Annotated in this window: 13 protein-coding genes; all 13 read left to right on the forward strand. The window is 72.4% G+C overall.

Going from position 1 to position 18236, the window contains the following annotated elements; translation table 11 throughout:
* Positions 1-61: 61 nt before the first annotated feature.
* A complete protein-coding gene (locus tag HHL19_RS01845; protein ID WP_346768229.1) occupies positions 62-1594 on the forward strand; it encodes a folylpolyglutamate synthase/dihydrofolate synthase family protein in 1533 nt (510 codons plus the stop codon).
* 6 nt (positions 1595-1600) lie between these two features.
* Entirely contained in the window at positions 1601-1969 is a 369-nt protein-coding gene (locus HHL19_RS01850; RefSeq protein WP_169084841.1) for a DUF4233 domain-containing protein, read from the forward strand.
* 65 nt (positions 1970-2034) lie between these two features.
* Positions 2035-2448, forward strand: coding sequence for a nucleoside-diphosphate kinase (gene ndk / locus HHL19_RS01855; RefSeq protein WP_169084843.1), 414 nt, complete (start codon positions 2035-2037; stop codon positions 2446-2448).
* 221 nt (positions 2449-2669) lie between these two features.
* On the forward strand, positions 2670-3689 hold the full coding sequence (locus HHL19_RS01860) for a rod shape-determining protein (RefSeq protein WP_019886273.1): 1020 nt from the start codon (positions 2670-2672) through the stop codon (positions 3687-3689).
* A gap of 96 nt (positions 3690-3785) precedes the next feature.
* Entirely contained in the window at positions 3786-4874 is a 1089-nt protein-coding gene (gene mreC / locus HHL19_RS01865) for a rod shape-determining protein MreC (protein WP_169084845.1), read from the forward strand.
* The gene (mreD, locus tag HHL19_RS01870; RefSeq protein ID WP_169084847.1) at positions 4871-5539 is read left to right on the forward strand and encodes a rod shape-determining protein MreD; all 669 of its coding nucleotides are present in this window, start codon (positions 4871-4873) and stop codon (positions 5537-5539) included. The genes mreC and mreD overlap by 4 nt, the downstream gene beginning before the upstream one ends.
* Before the next feature lie 19 nt (positions 5540-5558).
* Positions 5559-7751: a penicillin-binding protein 2 gene (gene mrdA, locus HHL19_RS01875; RefSeq protein WP_169084849.1), complete on the forward strand. Its 2193-nt coding sequence runs from the start codon at positions 5559-5561 to the stop codon at positions 7749-7751.
* 4 nt (positions 7752-7755) lie between these two features.
* Positions 7756-8955: a rod shape-determining protein RodA gene (rodA, locus tag HHL19_RS01880; RefSeq protein ID WP_169084851.1), complete on the forward strand. Its 1200-nt coding sequence runs from the start codon at positions 7756-7758 to the stop codon at positions 8953-8955.
* 32 nt (positions 8956-8987) lie between these two features.
* Positions 8988-10514 (forward strand): CYTH and CHAD domain-containing protein, encoded by a 1527-nt coding sequence (locus tag HHL19_RS01885; protein WP_169084853.1) that lies wholly within the window; start codon positions 8988-8990, stop codon positions 10512-10514.
* 52 nt (positions 10515-10566) lie between these two features.
* Positions 10567-12495 carry a TIGR03960 family B12-binding radical SAM protein gene (locus HHL19_RS01890; RefSeq protein WP_169084855.1) on the forward strand — a complete coding sequence of 643 codons (1929 nt, stop codon included), beginning with the start codon at positions 10567-10569 and terminating at the stop codon, positions 12493-12495.
* An 82-nt stretch (positions 12496-12577) separates the two neighbouring features.
* Entirely contained in the window at positions 12578-13213 is a 636-nt protein-coding gene (locus tag HHL19_RS01895) for a hypothetical protein (RefSeq protein WP_169084857.1), read from the forward strand.
* Positions 13214-13490: 277 nt separating this feature from the next.
* Positions 13491-14306, forward strand: coding sequence for a TIGR03936 family radical SAM-associated protein (locus HHL19_RS01900; protein ID WP_169084859.1), 816 nt, complete (start codon positions 13491-13493; stop codon positions 14304-14306).
* A 232-nt stretch (positions 14307-14538) separates the two neighbouring features.
* Complete coding sequence (locus HHL19_RS01905) at positions 14539-18177, forward strand: Rne/Rng family ribonuclease (protein WP_169084861.1); 3639 nt, start codon at positions 14539-14541, stop codon at positions 18175-18177.
* Positions 18178-18236: the final 59 nt, after the last annotated feature.

The following is an 18236-nucleotide window of genomic DNA, read 5'->3' on the forward strand; positions in this document are numbered from 1 at the left end:
CGGATGCGCCGGGAGGGGTGGGTCCGTCGTCCTGTCGGTGCGGCTCCGTAGACTTGACCCCGTGAGTGACCCGAGCGACCCGCGAGACTTTGCCGACGAGCCCGCCGACGACATCGACGAGGACTTCGACGACCTCGTCGGCGAAGCCACCGACCGAGACCCCGACCTGGCGGTGATCGAGGCCGGCAGCCGCACCCTGCGTGCCGTCGCCGGTCCGCCGCAGGGCGACCCCGTGCCGACCCGCCCCGAGGACCCGGAGCTGGACAAGGCGCTGCGCGAGGTCGAGACCGAGCTCTCGACCCGCTGGGGCGAGACCAAGCTGGACCCCTCGGTGCAGCGGATCGCGGCGCTGATGGACGTGCTGGGCGAGCCGCAGCGCGCGTACCCCTCGATCCACATCACGGGCACCAACGGCAAGACGTCGACCGCCCGCATGATCGAGTCCCTGCTCGGCGCCTTCGAGCTGCGTACCGGCCGCTACACCTCGCCGCACGTGCAGACGATCACCGAGCGGATCAGCCTGGACGGCGCCCCGATCTCCGCCGAGCGGTTCATCGAGACGTACCAGGACGTCAAGCCGTACGTGGAGCTGGTCGACGCCCGGGAGGAGTACCGCCTCTCCTTCTTCGAGGTCCTCACCGGCATGGCGTACGCGGCCTTCGCCGACGCCCCGGTCGACGCGGCCGTCGTCGAGGTCGGCATGGGCGGCACCTGGGACGCGACCAACGTGATCGACGGCTCCGTCGCCGTCGTCACCCCCATCGACCTCGACCACACCGACCGGCTGGGCGCGACCACCGGCGAGATCGCCGTCGAGAAGTCCGGGATCATCAAGCAGGGCGCGACGGTCGTCCTGGCCCAGCAGCCGGTGGACGCCGCCCAGGTGCTCCTGAAGAAGGCCGTCGAGGTCGACGCGACCGTGGCCCGCGAGGGCATGGAGTTCGGCGTGGTCTCCCGCGAGGTGGCCGTCGGCGGCCAGCTGCTGACCCTGCGCGGCCTCGGCGGCGAGTACGACGGCATCTTCCTGCCCCTGCACGGCGCCCACCAGGCGCACAACGCGGCCGTGGCGCTCGCCGCCGTCGAGGCCTTCTTCGGCATCGGCGCCGAGCACGCCCGCACCCTCGACGTCGAGACCGTCCGGCGCGCCTTCGCCCAGACGGTCTCGCCGGGCCGTCTCGAAGTCGTGCGCTCCTCCCCGACGGTCATCCTCGACGCCGCGCACAACCCGCACGGCGCCCGCGCCACCGCCGAGGCGGTCTCCGAGGCCTTCGGCTTCTCCCGGCTCATCGGCGTCGTCTCCACCAGCGGCGAGAAGGACGCCCGCGGGCTCCTGGAGGCCTTCGAGCCGATCTTCGCCGAGGTCGTCGTCACCCAGAACTCCACCTCCCGCGCCACCGATGCCGACGCGCTCGCCGCGGTCGCCGTCGAGGTCTTCGGCGAGGACCGGGTCGTCGTGGAGCCGCGGCTGCCCGACGCCCTGGAGACGGCGATCACGCTCGCCGAGGAGGAGGCCGAGTACGGCGGCGCCGGTGTGCTCGTGACCGGTTCGATCTTCACGGTCGGCGACGCCCGGCTGCTGCTCAAGAGGGGCTGACCCGGAATGCGCACGCTCTGCTCCTCCACCCTCATCGGCGAGTTCTTCGTCATCGGCTTCGCCGGTCTCGTCGCCATGAAGGACGACTCGCTCGCCGGCTCCACCGTCTGGTGGGTGTGCGGCGTCGCGATGGCCCTCTCCGTGCTGCTCTGCGGGATGATCACCCGCCCCGGTGGCGTCCAGCTCGGCTGGGCGCTCCAGATCGGGCTGATCGCCAGCGGCTTCTTCGTCCCCGTCATGTACTTCCTCGGGGCCGTCTTCGCCGTGCTGTGGTGGTGTTCGGTGCACTACGGGCGCAAGGTGGACGAGATCAAGGCCCGCTGGGCCGCCTCGAACGCCACGGCCCAGGGCTCCGCAGGGCCTGACGCTGCGTGACGGAGGGCGGTGCGGGCCCTGTAGATTCGTCAGGCCCGCACATCCCTCCCGAAGGAGTTCCCCCCGTGAGCCAGCGCACGCTCGTCCTGCTCAAGCCCGACGCGGTCCGCCGCGGCCTCGTCGGCGAGATCATCGGCCGCATCGAGCGCAAGGCCGGCTGGACCCTCGCGGCCCTGGAGCTGCGCGAGCTGGACCAGGAGACGCTGGAGCAGCACTACGGCGAGCACAAGGGCAAGCCCTTCTACGAGCCGCTGATGGGCTTCATGTCCTCCGGTCCGGTCGTCGCGCTCGTCGTCGAGGGCGAGCGGGTCATCGAGGGCGTCCGCCAGCTGGCCGGCCCGACCGACCCGATCGCCGCCGCCCCGGGCTCCATCCGCGGCGACTTCGGCACCATCGTCCGCGAGAACCTCATCCACGCCTCGGACTCCGAGGAGTCCGCCGCGCGCGAGCTGAAGATCTTCTTCCCCGGTCTCGCCTGACCCTCCGCTGACCCGCCGTCAGCCGAACGGCAGCCAGTTGTGGGGCGACCGATGGAATTCGGTCGCCCCCAGGCATATGAACGCCAATCCCGGGAACGGATCGCCGCGTCCTACCGTCACCTAGTACAGAGGTGGGCCAGCGCGCGCCATCCGCGTGAGCGGCACTACGATGAAAACTCTTCGCCGCACCACCCTCAGCCATGGGAAACAAGGGGAACTTCATGTCGTTCATCGGCCGTGACATGGCTGTCGACCTCGGGACCGCCAACACGCTGGTGTACGTCAGGGGTCGAGGCATCGTCCTCAACGAGCCGTCCGTCGTCGCGATCAACACCAACACCGGCGGAATCCTCGCGGTGGGTGCCGAGGCGAAGAAGATGATCGGCAGGACCCCCGGCAACATCGTCGCCGTGCGCCCGCTGAAGGACGGCGTCATCGCCGACTTCGAGATCACCGAGCGGATGCTCCGCTACTTCATCCTCAAGATCCACAAGCGGCGCTACCTGGCCCGCCCCCGGGTCGTGGTCTGCGTGCCCTCCGGCATCACCGGCGTCGAGCGCCGCGCCGTCATCGAGGCGTCCACCCAGGCCGGCGCCCGCCAGGTGCACATCATCGAGGAGCCCATGGCCGCCGCCATCGGCTCCGGCCTCCCCGTCCACGAGGCCACCGGCAACATGGTCGTCGACATCGGCGGCGGCACCACCGAGGTCGCGGTGATCTCCCTCGGAGGAATCGTCACGGCACAGTCCATCCGGGTCGCCGGCGACGAGCTGGACAACGCGATCATCCAGCACATCAAGAAGGAGTACTCCCTCCTCCTCGGTGAGCGCACCGCCGAACAGATCAAGATCACCATCGGTTCGGCCTACGACCTGGAGCAGGACGAGCACACCGAGATCCGCGGCCGCGACCTCGTCTCCGGTCTCCCCAAGACCGTCGTCATCTCGGCCGCCGAGGTCCGCAAGGCGATCGAGGAGCCGGTCAACGCGATCGTCGACGCCGTCAAGACCACCCTCGACAAGTGCCCGCCGGAGCTCTCCGGTGACGTGATGGACCGCGGCATCGTTCTCACCGGTGGCGGCGCTTTGCTGCGCGGCCTCGACGAGCGGCTGCGCCGTGAGACCGGCATGCCGATCCACATCGCCGAGGACCCGCTGGACTCGGTGGCCCTCGGGTCCGGCAAGTGCGTCGAGGAGTTCGAGGCGCTCCAGCAGGTCCTGGACGCCCAGCCGCGCCGCTGAACCACCGGCCGGGCGTGAGCCCGTACGGTACGAAGCGGTACGCAACGGTACGAACATCTGCACAACGAACCACGAGGAAGGGCACGGCCGCCGCACGTGAGGGACACACGAGAGAGCCGGCTGCTCCTGGTGCTGCTGGTCGCCATCGCGTTCGCGCTGATCACGGTGGACATCCGCGGCGGCCAGGAGTCGCCGGTCGACGGCGCCCGGCAGGCCGCCGCCGCCGTCTTCGGCCCGGTCGAGAACGGAGTGGCGGCGGCGGTCGACCCGATCGGCAACGCCATAGGCGCCGTCCGCGACTCCGGCGAACGCAACACCCGGATCGCCGCCCTGGAGAAGGAGAACGCCGAGCTCAAGGCCGAGCTCGGCAGCGACGACCGCAACCGCAACCGGCTGCGCGAGCTCGACTCCCTGCTCAAGACCGCCGGCGCCGGACAGTACGGCATCAAGGGCGCCCAGGTCATCGCCATAGGGTCGGCCCAGGGCTTCTCCTGGACCGTCACCATCGACGTGGGCGCCCGCGACGGCATCCAGCGCGACATGACCGTCCTCAACGGCGCCGGACTCGTCGGCCGGGTCACCACCGTCGGCCCGACGACCTCCACGGTCCTCCTGGCCAACGACCCCGACTTCACGGTCGGCACCCGCATGGAGAAGTCCGACGAACTCGGCTTCGCCACCGGCCGGGGCGACCGCCCGCTGCTCGTCCAGCTCCTCAACGGCAAGGCCAAGGTGAAGCCGGGCGACCGCCTCGTCACCTTCGGCTCGGCCGGCGCCCGGCCCTTCGTGCCCGGGGTGCCCGTCGGCGAGATCGTCCGCGTCGACCCGATGGGCGGCGGACTGACCCGCAACGTCTACGTCCGCCCGTACGTCGGCTTCAGCAAGCTCGACATCGTCGGCGTCGTCGTCCAGGCCCCCCGCTCCGACCCGCGCGACACGGTGCTGCCGCAGAAGCCGAAGCCCGCGCCGACCGTCACCGTCACGGTCACCGCGAAGCCGCCGGCCGAGGGCGAGCAGGCCCAGGGGGAGAAGGCCGAACAGCCGCTCCAGAACGAGGCGCAGGACCAGGCGCAGGACCAGAACCAGGCCCAGCAGCCCGCGCAGGACCAGAACCAGGCGCAGAACCAGGCGCAGGACCCCGTACAGGATCAGAACCCGGACGACCAGGGGGACGCGACACCGTGAAGTTCAACCGCATCCTCCTCTCCGCGACCCTGATCGTGGTCGCCCTCGTCGTCCAGGTCTCCGTCCTCGCCCGGCTCCAGCTCCCCGGCGCCGTCCCCGACCTCGTCCTCCTCACCGTCGTCGCCCTCGCCCTCGTGCACGGGCCCGTCACCGGCTCGCTCGTCGGCTTCTCCGCCGGCCTCCTCGCCGACCTGGCCCCGCCCGCCGACCACGCCGCCGGCCGCTACGCCCTCGTACTCTGCGTCGTCGGCTACCTGGTGGGCCTCGTCCGGCCCGAGAACGGCCGGTTCACCTCCGCCGTCGGCCCGATGGCCGCCGTCGTCGGCGCGGCCGTCGGCTCCACCCTGCTCTACGCGGGCGTCGGCGCGCTCGTCGGCGACAACGCCGCCCGCCACGTCGGTCTCACCTCCCTGCTCTTCACCGCCGTCCTCTACGACCTGCTGCTCGCCCCCTTCACGGTGCCGCTCGTCATGGCCCTGGCCCGGCGCGCCGAGAACGACCCGGTCGCCGACGCCACGGGGACGGGCGCGGGCGACGTCGCCTCCGGCTGGCTCTCCTCCGGCACGGGCCTGAGGATCGGCACCCAGCGCGGCGGCCTGCGCGTCAAGGCCGCCCGTACCCGCGCCGGCCGGGCCGGACGCATCAAGGGAGTCAAGCGACTGTGACCGAGGGGGCAACGGCAGCATGAGCAACATCCCCGAGACCGGCAGGACCCCCCGGGTCCAGACCCGGCTCGTCGTCATCCAGGTCCTCGTCTTCTCGCTGCTGCTCACTCTGGGCGGCCGGCTCTGGTACCTCCAGATCCGCAACGGCAAGGAGTACGCCGACGAGGCCAAGAGCAACAACATCCAGCAGGTCGTCACCCCGGCCGTCCGCGGCTCCATCCTCGACGCCCGCGGCGTCCCGCTCGCCGACAACGAGACCCGGCTCGTGGTCTCCGCCTCGCGCACCGAGCTCATGAAGATGAAGGACGACGGCAAGGCCGTGCTCACCCGGCTCGCCGGGGTCCTGAACATGAAGCCCGAGGACGTCGCCAACAAGATCCGGCTCTGCGACTCCAAGACGCCCAAGCCCTGCTGGAACGGCTCGCCCTACCAGCCGATCCCGGTCACCGACGAGGCCACCGTCCAGCAGGCGCTCACCATCCGGGAGAGCACCGAGGACTTCCCCGGCATCACCGCCGAGCTCACCGCCGTCCGCCGCTACCCGGCCCCCGGCAAGGCCCGTACCGCCCAGGTGCTCGGCTACCTCTCGCCCGTCACCGACGACGAGATCACCAAGGCCAAGGACACCGACTCCCCGTTCCTCCGCTCCGACCAGGTCGGCCGCTCCGGCATCGAACGCACCTACGACAAGGAGCTGCGCGGCAAGGCCGGCGTGACCCGGTACGAGGTCGACAACCTCGGGCGCGTCATGGGGCAGACCAAGTCCGACCCGGGCGTGGCCGGTTCCACCCTCGTCACCAGCATCGACGCCCGCGTGCAGGCCGTCGCCGAGTACGAGCTCGCGCAGGCGATGAAGACCGTCCGCGGCGAGACCGACAAGATCACCGGCCGCAAGTACGAGGCCGACTCCGGCGCCGTCGTCGTCATGGAGACCAAGACCGGCCGGGTCGTCGCCATGGCCTCCCAGCCCGACTACGACCCCAACGTCTGGATCGGCGGCATCTCCGCCAAGGACTACGCCGCCCTCACCAGCAAGAAGTCCAACTACCCGCTGCTCAACCGCGGCATCCAGGGCCAGGCCCCGGCCGGCTCCATCTTCAAGGTGATCTCCGCGAGCGCCGCCGTCCGGGCCGGCTACGACTTCAACGACAAGTACAACTGCAGCGCCTCCTACAGCCTCGGCAGCCGCAGCTTCGCCAACTTCGAGTCCCAGGGGCACGGCCCCATCACCCTCGGCGAAGCCCTCAAGTACTCCTGCAACACCGTCTTCTACGCCCTCGGCCACAAGGAGTGGCAGAAGGACGGCGGCATCACGGCGAACAAGGACTCCAAGGACTGGTTCTACGTGACCGCCCGCGACTTCGGCCTCGGCTCGGAGACCGGCGTCGACCTGCCCAACGAGGTCAAGGGCCGCATCCCCGACCGCCAGTGGAAGCAGGCGTTCTGGGAGGCCAACAAGGACGGCTGGTGCAAGCAGGGCAAGAAGGGCGGCAGTTACGTCGAGCAGATCGCCTACGAGAACTGCCTCGAAGGCAACCAGCTGAAGGCGTACGACAGCATCAACTTCGCCATCGGGCAGGGCGACGTCCTCGTCACCCCCATCCAGATGGCCACCATCTACGCGGCCATCAGCAACGGCGGCACCCTCTACGACCCCTCCGTCGGCAAGGCGGTCATCAGCCCCGACGGCAAGCAGGTCCGCGAGATCGAGCCCAAGGCCCACGGCAAGCTGCCGGTCGACGCGAAGACCATCCGCGACCTCGACAAGGGCCTGCGCTCGGTCGTCGAGCCCGGCGGCACCGCCGCCTGGCGCTTCGGCGGCTGGCCCCAGGACAAGATCCCGATGCGCGCCAAGACCGGCACCGCCCAGGTCTACGGCAAGCAGACCACCTCCTGGCTCGCGACCTACACCGACGACTTCACCATCGTCATGACCATCTCCCAGGGCGGCACCGGCTCCGGCGCCTCCGGCCCCGCCGTCCGCAACATCTACGACGCCCTCTACGGCCTCGACGACGCGGGCAACCAGAACCTCAAGCGCGCCCTGCTGCCCGGGCCGCAGAAGACGCTGCCGAAGGTCAACGCCGACGGCACCATCGACGCTCCGACGATCAAGGCGTACGACCCCAAGTCCCAGCTGGTCGACCCGGCCGAGCGGAACGGCGCCGCGCCGCCGCCGCTCGCGGGCACGCCCGCCAACAGGAGGGACTGACCCGATGAAGAAGCGGAGGAGATTCTTCGTCTCCCGCTACGCCCCCGAGCGCGGCGCCGTCGCCCGGCTGACCGCCCGCGACTCGGTGCTGCGCCGGCTCGACTGGTCGATCCTGCTCTCGGCCCTGGCGCTCTCCCTGATCGGCTCGCTGCTTGTCTGGTCGGCGACCCGGGGCCGCACCGAGCTGAACAACGGGGACCCGTACTACTTCCTCTTCCGGCACCTGCTCAACACCGGCATCGGCGTGGCGCTGATGATCGGCACCGTCTGGCTCGGCCACCGCACCCTGCGCGGGGCCGTCCCGGTCCTCTACGGCCTGTCGATCGTGCTGATCCTCGCCGTCCTCACCCCGCTCGGCGCCACCATCAACGGCGCGCACGCGTGGATCGTGGTCGGCGGCGGCTTCTCGCTGCAGCCCAGCGAGTTCGTGAAGATCACCATCATCCTGGTGATGGCGATGCTGCTGGCCTCGAAGGTGGACGCCGGCGACCAGCTCCACCCGGACCACGGCACCGTCGCCAAGTCCCTGGTGCTCGCCGCCCTCCCCATGGGCATCATCATGCTCATGCCCGACCTGGGCTCGGTCATGGTGATGATCGTGATCGTGCTCGGCGTCCTGCTCGCCTCCGGCGCCTCCAACCGCTGGGTCCTCGGCCTCATCGGCTCCGGCATCGCCGGCGCGGTCCTCGTCACCACCCTCGGCATGCTCGACGAGTACCAGATCAACCGCTTCGCCGCCTTCGCCAACCCCGACCTCGACCCGTCCGGCGTCGGCTACAACACCAACCAGGCCCGCATCGCCATCGGCTCCGGCGGCCTCAGGGGCGCCGGCCTCTTCAACGGCCACCAGACCAGCGGACAGTTCGTCCCCGAACAGCAGACCGACTTCGTCTTCACCGTCGCCGGCGAGGAGCTGGGCTTCATCGGCTCCGGCTTCATCCTGCTGCTGCTCGGCGTCATCCTGTGGCGGGCCTGCCGGATCGCCCGCGAGACCACGGAGCTGTACGGCACCGTCGTCGCCGCCGGCATCATCGCCTGGTTCGCCTTCCAGGCCTTCGAGAACATCGGCATGAACCTCGGCATCATGCCCGTCGCCGGCCTCCCGCTGCCCTTCGTCTCCTACGGCGGCTCCTCCATGTTCGCCGTCTGGGTCGCCGTCGGACTCCTCCAGTCGATCCGGGTGCAACGGCCGATGACCGCCTGACGCCCGGCCGCCCCGGGGGCTAGATTCGATCCATGGCCGAGACCAAGCGCGAGATCGAGCGGAAGTACGAAGCCACCGCGGACACCCGGCTGCCGGACCTCACCCGCGCGGCCGGGGTCGCGTCCGTGACGGCCGAGGGCGTCACCGAACTCGACGCCGTCTACTACGACACGGCCGGCCTCCGGCTCGCCGCCGACTCCCTCACCCTCCGGCGCCGCACCGGAGGCTCGGACGCCGGCTGGCACCTCAAGTTCCCGGTCGCCGCCGGCGTCCGCGACGAGATCAGGGCCCCGCTCACGGAGGCGCTCCCGCCCTCCCTGGCGGGGCTCCTGCGCTCCCGCGTCCGCCACGCCGGAGTCATCCCCGTGGTCCGCCTCCGCTCCTCCCGAGACGTACGCCACCTCAGGGACGGGCACGGCACGATCCTCGCCGAGCTCTCCGTGGACACCGTCCGCGCCGACCGCCTCCTCGCCGGCGGCTCCGGCGACGCCACCGCCGCCTGGACCGAGATCGAGGTCGAGCTCGCGGACGACGCCGACCCGGCCGTCCTCGACGCCGTCGAGAAACGCCTGAGGAAGGCCGGCATCCACCCCTCCGACGCCCCCTCCAAGCTCGCCCGCGCCCTGAGCGAGACCGGCCTGGAACCCGAGCGGCCCGCGGAGACGGACGCCGACGGCACGGCGCGCGCCGCCGTCCTCGCGTACGTACGGGAACAGGCCGAGGCCCTCGTCCGCCTCGACCCCGCCGTCCGCCGCGACCTGCCCGACGCCGTCCACCAGCTCCGGGTCGCCTGCCGGCGGCTGCGCAGCGCCTTCAAGACCTACCGCAAGGTCCTCGACCGGGACGTCACCGACCCGATCGGCGCCGAGCTGAAGTGGCTCGCCGGCGAGCTCGGCCACGCCCGCGACCAGGAGGTCCTCGCCGCCCGCCTCGGCGACGCCCTCGACGGGCTCGACCGCGAACAGCTCCACGGCCCGGTCCGCGGCCGGCTGCGCACCTGGGACCGGGCCCGTTCCACCGGCTCCCGCCGCCGCGCCCTCGACGCCCTCGACTCGCCCCGCCACCTCGCCCTCCTCGACGCCCTCGACGGACTCCTCGCCGACCCGCCGCTGAGGCCGGGCGCCCGGAAGAAGGCCGAGAAGGTGCTGCCGAAGGCGATCCGGCGCGACTACCGGCGGCTCGCCGACCGGATCGGCCCCGCCCTCGACCTCGCCCCCGGCCACGACCGCGACCTCGCCCTCCACGAGGCCCGCAAGGCCGCCAAACGGGCCCGGTACGCCGCCGACGCCGCCGTACCGACCCTCGGCAAGCCCGCCAAACGGTTCTCCAAGAGGATGAAGTCCGTCCAGTCCCTCCTCGGCGACCACCAGGACGCCGTCGTCGCCCGCGGGGCCCTGCGCGACCTCGCCGCCGAGGCGGAGGAGGCCGGCGAACCCTCCTTCACCTGGGGCGTCCTGTACGCGCGGCAGGAAGCGGCCGCGGCGGCCCGGGAGCGGGAACTGCCCGGTGTCTGGGAGCGGGCCTCGGCCCCGGATCTCCGCGCGGCGCTGAGCCGCTGAGCACCGGGGTACGCTTGAGAGTCGCCCCCCTGCCAGCTCACGAAGGTTCGAGATGTCTGCTGCCGAGTCTGTCTTCCCGCAGCTCGAAGCTCTGCTCCCGCACGTGCAGAAGCCGATTCAGTACGTCGGTGGAGAGCTGAACTCCACGGTCAAGCCGTGGGAGTCCGCCGACGTCCGCTGGGCGCTGATGTACCCGGACGCGTACGAGGTCGGCCTGCCCAACCAGGGCGTCATGATCCTCTACGAGGTACTGAACGAGCGCGAGGGCGTCCTCGCCGAGCGCACCTACAGCGTGTGGCCGGACCTCGAAGAGCTGATGCGCGAGCACAAGGTGCCGCAGTTCACGGTCGACAGCCACCGCCCGGTCGGCGCGTTCGACGTGTTCGGCCTGTCCTTCTCCACCGAGCTGGGCTACACCAACATGCTCACGGCCCTCGACCTGGCGGGCATCCCGCTGGAGTCCAAGGACCGGACGATCGACCACCCCATCGTGCTCGCCGGCGGCCACGCGGCCTTCAACCCCGAGCCGATCGCGGACTTCATCGACGCGGCGATCATCGGCGACGGCGAGCAGGCCGTCCTCGACATGACCGAGATCATCCGCCGGTGGAAGGCCGAGGGGCGTCCGGGCGGCCGCGAGGAGGTCCTCCTCCGCCTCGCCAAGACCGGCTCGGTCTACATCCCGGCGTTCTACGACGTCGAGTACCTGCCGGACGGCCGCATCGGCCGCGTCGTCCCCAACCGCTCGGGCGTGCCGTGGCGCGTCTCCAAGCACACCGTCATGGACCTCGACGAGTGGCCGTACCCCAAGCAGCCCCTCGTCCCGCTCGCGGAGACCGTCCACGAGCGCATGTCCGTCGAGATCTTCCGCGGCTGCACCCGCGGCTGCCGCTTCTGCCAGGCCGGCATGATCACGCGCCCCGTGCGGGAGCGAAGCATCACCGGCATCGGCGAGATGGTCGAGAAGGGCCTCAAGGCGACGGGCTTCGAGGAGGTCGGCCTCCTCTCGCTGTCCTCCGCCGACCACACCGAGATCGGTGAGATCGCGAAGGGCCTCGCGGACCGCTACACCGAGGACAAGGTGGGCCTGTCCCTCCCCTCGACCCGCGTCGACGCCTTCAACGTCGACCTGGCCAACGAGCTGACCCGCAACGGCCGCCGTTCCGGTCTCACCTTCGCCCCCGAGGGCGGCTCCGAGCGCATGCGCAAGGTCATCAACAAGATGGTCTCGGAGGAGGACCTGATCCGGACGGTCGCCACCGCGTACGGCAACGGCTGGCGTCAGGTGAAGCTGTACTTCATGTGCGGCCTGCCGACCGAGACCGACGAGGACGTCCTCCAGATCGCCGACATGGCGATCAACGTCATCGCCAAGGGCCGCGAGGTCTCCGGCCAGAACGACATCCGCTGCACCGTCTCCATCGGCGGCTTCGTGCCCAAGCCGCACACCCCCTTCCAGTGGGCCCCGCAGCTGTCGGCCGAGGAGACGGACGCCCGCCTCCTGAAGCTCCGCGACAAGATCCGCGGCGACAAGAAGTACGGCCGCTCGATCGGCTTCCGCTACCACGACGGCAAGCCCGGCATCGTCGAGGGCCTGCTCTCCCGCGGCGACCGCCGCATCGGCGCCGTCATCCGCGCGGTCTACGAGGACGGCGGCCGCTTCGACGGCTGGCGCGAGCACTTCTCGTACGACCGCTGGATGGAGTGCGCGGAGAAGACCCTCCCCGAGTACGGCGTGGACGTCGCCTGGTACACCACCCGCGAGCGCTCCTACGAGGAGGTCCTGCCCTGGGACCACCTGGACTCCGGCCTCGACAAGGACTGGCTCTGGGAGGACTGGCAGGACGCCCTCGACGAGACCGAGGTCGAGGACTGCCGCTGGACCCCGTGCTTCGACTGCGGCGTCTGCCCGCAGATGGACACCCACATCCAGATCGGCCCGACCGGCAAGAAGCTGCTGCCGCTCAGCGTGGTGAAGTAGTCCGCGCCCGGCACGGGTAACGCCTTGGTGACGGCCCGGCGGAGGGGAAACCCTCCGCCGGGCCGTCGCCGTCCATCTGGGCATGAACACGGAAAACCCGGGCTGCCTCACGGGAGTGGCACGCGCCATCGCCCTCGTGGTCGTCCTGCCCTTCCGGCTGCTCCGGGACGCCCTCGCCTGGTCCGGCCGGCAGCTCTGGCGCCGGCTCCTCGCCCCGATCGGCCGAGCGCTCGGGTGGCTGCTCCACTACCTGCTCGTCGTCCCCCTCCGGTGGCTGTGGGAGTGGGTCCTCGCCCCGATCGGCCGAGCGCTCGGGTGGCTGCTCCACTACGTCCTCGTCGTGCCCCTCCGGTGGCTGTGGGAATGGGTCCTGGTCCCCGTCGGCAAGGCCCTGTGGCGGGTGGTCGACCTGCTGCTCGTCACCCCGCTCACCTGGCTCTGGCGGTACGTGCTCGGCCCCGTCTGCCGCGTCGTCGGCGCAGCCCTCGCCTGGGCCTGGCGCGTCGCCGGCACGATCTCCCGGGCCGTCGGCCGCGCCATCCGCTGGGTGCTGTGGAACGCGATCGGCCGGCCCCTCGCCTGGGTGTACCGGGTGGTCCTCACCCCCGTCGGCCACTGGCTGCGCCGGTACGTGTGGGGACCCGTCGCCACCGTCGCCCGGGCCGTGCGCGCCGCCGCCCGCGAGATGCGGACCGCGCTCTTCGGCTCCGCCCGCTGAACCGCCCCCGGCCCCGCCCCCGACCCGCCCCCGTCCCCGCCGCCGACCCCGCCGGGGAACCCGAGGTGGCCCGGGCGCGTACTCTGGGTAGTACAAGGAACGTCCCCGGCGCGGCGCCCGCCCCCGAGATCTCCCCGCTCCGAGCGGGGGTGATCCGGGCGGGAGCCCACGGGACGTCCGAGAGCTTCCGGGCGGAGCGCCACCCGCGCCCGCCCCGCACCGAGGAGAAGAACCACTGGGCAAGCGACAGCCCGAAGGCCCGCCGCCCGCACCGGCGGTGCAGCGCATCCGTCTGCGCTACACCAAGCGCGGCCGCCTCCGGTTCACCAGCCACCGCGACTTCCAGCGCGCCTTCGAGCGCGCCCTGCGCCGCGCCGAGGTGCCCATGGCGTACTCGGCCGGATTCACCCCGCACCCCAAGGTGTCGTACGCCAACGCCGCCCCCACGGGTACGGGCTCCGAGGCCGAGTTCCTGGAGATCGCCCTCACCGAGCGCCGCGACCCGGAGACCCTGCGGGTCCTGCTCGACGAGTCCCTCCCGGCCGGCCTCGACATCACCGACGCCGTCGAGGCCCGCACCTCCGGCCTCGCCGACCGGCTCACCGCCTCCGTGTGGGAGCTCCGGCTCGACGGCGTCCCCGTCGACGACGCCCGGAAGGCCGTCGAGGCCTTCCTCGCGGCCGAGACGGTCGAGGTCCAGCGCAAGACCAAGAACGGCATCCGCACCTTCGACACCCGCTCCGCCGTCGCCGAGCTCGTCGCGGACCGTCCCCAGGCCGATCCCCAGGTCGATCCCCAGGGCGATCCCCAGGGTGATAGGCCCGCCGACGATGCCTGTGCGATACTGCGGCTGGTCGTTCGGCACGTGACACCCGCCGTGCGACCCGACGACGTCCTGTCCGGTCTCCGAGCTGTGGCCGACCTGGCGCCGCCGGTCCCCGCAGCGGTGACCAGGCTGGCGCAGGGGCTCTTCGACGAGGAGTCCGGCACGGTGACCGACCCGCTCGCGCCCGACCGCGAGGCAGTCACGGCCGCAGCAACCACGGCCGCCGCGACCGCCCCGGCGACGGCGCCGGAGGCAGGCCCCGCGTAGGGGACGGAGTCGAGCGCAGCCCTGGCACTCGGGAGCCACCTGGGTCGGGCAGCGCACTGACCAGGAGACTTTCGCCAGGCCGTACGCATCGGGCGTACGGAACCGGCGAGCCAGACATTCAGCTCCCGTGCGGCGCCCGCGCCCCGGACGGCGGCACCGCGCACGAAGCGCGTCCGTGCCGCCCACCGGAATCCGACGCGGCGCCCGGGAGCGTGACGGGAGAACCGCCCGCATGCTCGAAGAGACCAACGAGAACAACGACAACGCCCCCGGTGACAAGCTGCCGCCGCGCCGCCGGCGCCGCGCCGCCTCCCGGCCCGCCGGCCCGCCGGTGACGGCCGTCGGCGAGACGGCCGAGGCCGCCGAGGTCGTCGAGGCCACCCCGGCCCCGGTCGCCGAGACCCCGGCCGCCGAGCCGGAGGCCGCCCCGGCCCGCACCCGCCGCCGCGCCACCCGCAAGACGGCCGCGCCCGCGCCGGTCGCCGAGGAGACCGCCGCCGAGGCGCTCCCGGCCGAGCAGGTCGCCGTGGAGGAGCCCGCCGAGCCGGTCGTCGAGGCCGCTCCGGCGCGTACCCGCCGCCGTGCGACCCGTAAGGCCACCGCGCCGGTGACCGCCACGGCCCCGGCCGAGGAGGCCGCCGTGGAGGAGCCCGCCGCCGTGGAGGCGCCCGCCGAGCCGGTCGTCGAGGCCGCCCCGGCCCGTACCCGCCGCCGCGCCACCCGCCGCGCCGCCGCGCCCGAGACCACGGTCACCCCGGACGTCGCGGCCGAGCTCGCCGCGCCGACCTCCGGTGAGGCCCTGCCCGCCGACACCGTCGAGGAGATCGCCTCCCACGGTGCCGACGTCGCCGCCGCCGAGACCGCCGCCACCCGTGGCCGCGGCCGCCGCCGCGTCAGCTCCCCGCAGTTCACCTCCGAGCCGGCCACGGCCGAGGAGGCCCCGCGCCGCCGCCGCGCCGAGCGCCCGGCCGTCGCCGTCTTCCAGGCCCCGGTCTTCGCCGAGCCCATGTTCCAGACGCCGGAGACCGCCGCGTTCGCCGCCGCCGTCGCCGCGGAGACCGAGGTCGAGGCCGAGGAGGAGGAGCCGGAGGAGACCGTCGTCGAGACGGTCGAGGCCGTCGAGCCCGTCGAGCGCGCCGAGACCGGCTCGCGCCGTCGCCGTCGCCGCCGGGGTGAGCCCGTCGCCGTCGAGCCCGTCCCGTCGACCGTCGCCGACGAGCCCGAGGTCGAGCACGTCGCCGACGAGGCCGAGGCGGAGGAGGCCGAGGCCGAGGCGGAGGACGCCGACGAGTACGGCGACCGCCCGTCCCGCCGTCGCCGTCGTGGCGGCCGTCGCCGTCGCCGCGGCGAGTCCGCCGAGGCGGAGGAGGCCGAGGAGACCGACGAGTCCGACGAGCTCCATGCCGAGGACGAGGCCGCCGAGGAGGCCGAGGAGGACGACGAGTCCGGCTTCGGCGGCTCCAGCAGCTCCCGTCGCCGTCGCCGCCGTCGCCGCCGCAGCGGTGACGCCGCCGGCGAGGCCGAGACCACCGAAGAGGACGGCGTCCGCACGGTCGTCAAGGTCCGCGAGCCCCGCCCGGCCCGCGAGAAGGCCGAGCCGTCCGACGAGGTGCAGTCCATCAAGGGCTCCACCCGTCTGGAGGCCAAGAAGCAGCGCCGCCGCGAGGGGCGCGAGCAGGGCCGCCGCCGCGTCCCGATCATCACCGAGGCCGAGTTCCTCGCCCGCCGCGAGGCCGTCGAGCGCGTCATGGTCGTCCGCCAGAACGGCGAGCGCACCCAGATCGGCGTCCTGGAAGACAACGTGCTCGTCGAGCACTACGTCAACAAGGAGCAGGCCACCTCGTACGTCGGCAACGTCTACCTGGGCAAGGTCCAGAACGTGCTGCCGTCGATGGAGGCCGCCTTCGTCGACATCGGCAAGGGCCGCAACGCCGTCCTCTACGCCGGCGAGGTCAACTTCGAGGCGCTCGGCATGGGCCACGGCCCGCGCCGCATCGAGTCCGCCCTCAAGTCCGGCCAGTCGGTCCTGGTGCAGGTCACCAAGGACCCGATCGGCCACAAGGGCGCCCGCCTCACAAGTCAGGTGTCTCTGCCCGGCCGCTACCTCGTGTACGTCCCCGAGGGCTCGATGACCGGCATCAGCCGCAAGCTCCCGGACACCGAGCGCGCCCGGCTGAAGACCATCCTCAAGAAGATCGTCCCCGAGGACGCGGGCGTCATCGTGCGCACCGCCGCCGAGGGCGCGAGCGAGGACGAGCTGCGCCGTGACGTCGAGCGCCTGCAGGCGCAGTGGGCCGACATCCAGAAGAAGGCGAGCCAGATCTCGACCTCCGCGCCGAGCCTGCTCTACGGCGAGCCGGACATGACCGTCCGGGTCGTCCGCGACATCTTCAACGAGGACTTCTCCAAGGTCATCGTGAGCGGCGACGACGCCTGGGAGACCATCCACGGCTACGTCTCGCACGTCGCGCCCGACCTGGCCGACCGCCTGACGCGGTGGACCAGCGAGGTCGACGTCTTCGCCACCTACCGGATCGACGAGCAGCTGATGAAGGCGCTCGACCGGAAGGTCTGGCTGCCGTCCGGCGGCTCGCTGGTGATCGACAAGACCGAGGCGATGATCGTCGTCGACGTCAACACCGGCAAGTTCACCGGCCAGGGCGGCAACCTGGAGGAGACCGTCACCAGGAACAACCTGGAGGCGGCCGAGGAGATCGTGCGCCAGCTGCGGCTGCGCGACCTCGGCGGCATCGTCGTCATCGACTTCATCGACATGGTCCTGGAGTCCAACCGCGACCTGGTGCTCCGCCGCCTCCTGGAGTGCCTGGGCCGTGACCGGACCAAGCACCAGGTGGCCGAGGTCACCTCGCTCGGCCTGGTGCAGATGACCCGCAAGCGGGTCGGCCAGGGCCTCCTGGAGTCCTTCTCCGAGACCTGCGTCCACTGCAACGGCCGCGGCGTCATCGTCCACATGGAGCAGCCGGCCACGCACGGTGGCGGCGGTGGCGGCAAGCGCTCGAAGAAGCGCGGCCGCGGCGGCGACGAGCACGTGCACGAGCACGCGCACGAGGCGCACGAGGCCGAGGCTCCGGTGGAGACCGAGGCCGAGGTCGCGGCCGAGCTGGCCGCCCCGGTGGCCGTGCCGGTCCCGATCGCCCCGGACGAGGAGCTGTACGGCTCCGTCGCCGAGGCCGAGGCCGCCGCGACCCGCGGCCGCGGCCGCCGCCGCGTCACCCGCAAGGTGACGGCGCCGGTGGCCCCGACCCCGATCGCGGAGCCCGCGGTCGAGCCCGCCCCGGTGGCCGAGCCGGTCGCGGAGGAGCCGGCCGTGGCGGAGACGGTGGAGACGGCGCCCGCGCCGCGTACCCGCCGCCGTGCCACCCGCCGGGTGACCTCGCCGGTCGTCTCCACGTCCGAGGCGCCCGCCGCCGAGGCCGAGACCGTCGCCGCGGTCGCGGAGCCGGAGGCCGTACCGGCGCCGGAGCCGGTCGTGGAGGCCGCCCCGGCCGCCGAGCCCGTCGTCGAGCCGGTCGTCGAGGAGGCCCCCGCGGCCGCCGCGCCGCGGGCCCGCCGCCGGGTGGTCCGCAAGGCCACCGCCCCGGCCGGTGCCCCCGCCGGCGCCGAGGCCGCCGAGATCGTGGTGGCCACGGCCGCCCCGGTCGCGGAGCCCGAGGCGGAGCCGGCCGCCGAGCCGGTCGCCGAGGAGCCCGAGGCCGCCCCGGCGGCCAAGAAGGCCGCCCGGAAGACCGCGAAGAAGGCCACGGCCAAGAAGGCCGCCACGAAGAAGACGGCGGCCAAGAAGACGGCGGCGAAGAAGACCACCGCCAAGAAGGCCACGGCCAAGAAGACCGCGGCCCCGGCCCAGGACTGAGGCCGGAGCCGTCCCGGCGGGCCCTCGGAAGGGGGCCCGCCGGGACGGTCCGCACCCGC

It is taken from the genome of Streptomyces sp. R302 (assembly GCF_012927245.1).
GTDB lineage: Bacteria > Actinomycetota > Actinomycetes > Streptomycetales > Streptomycetaceae > Streptomyces.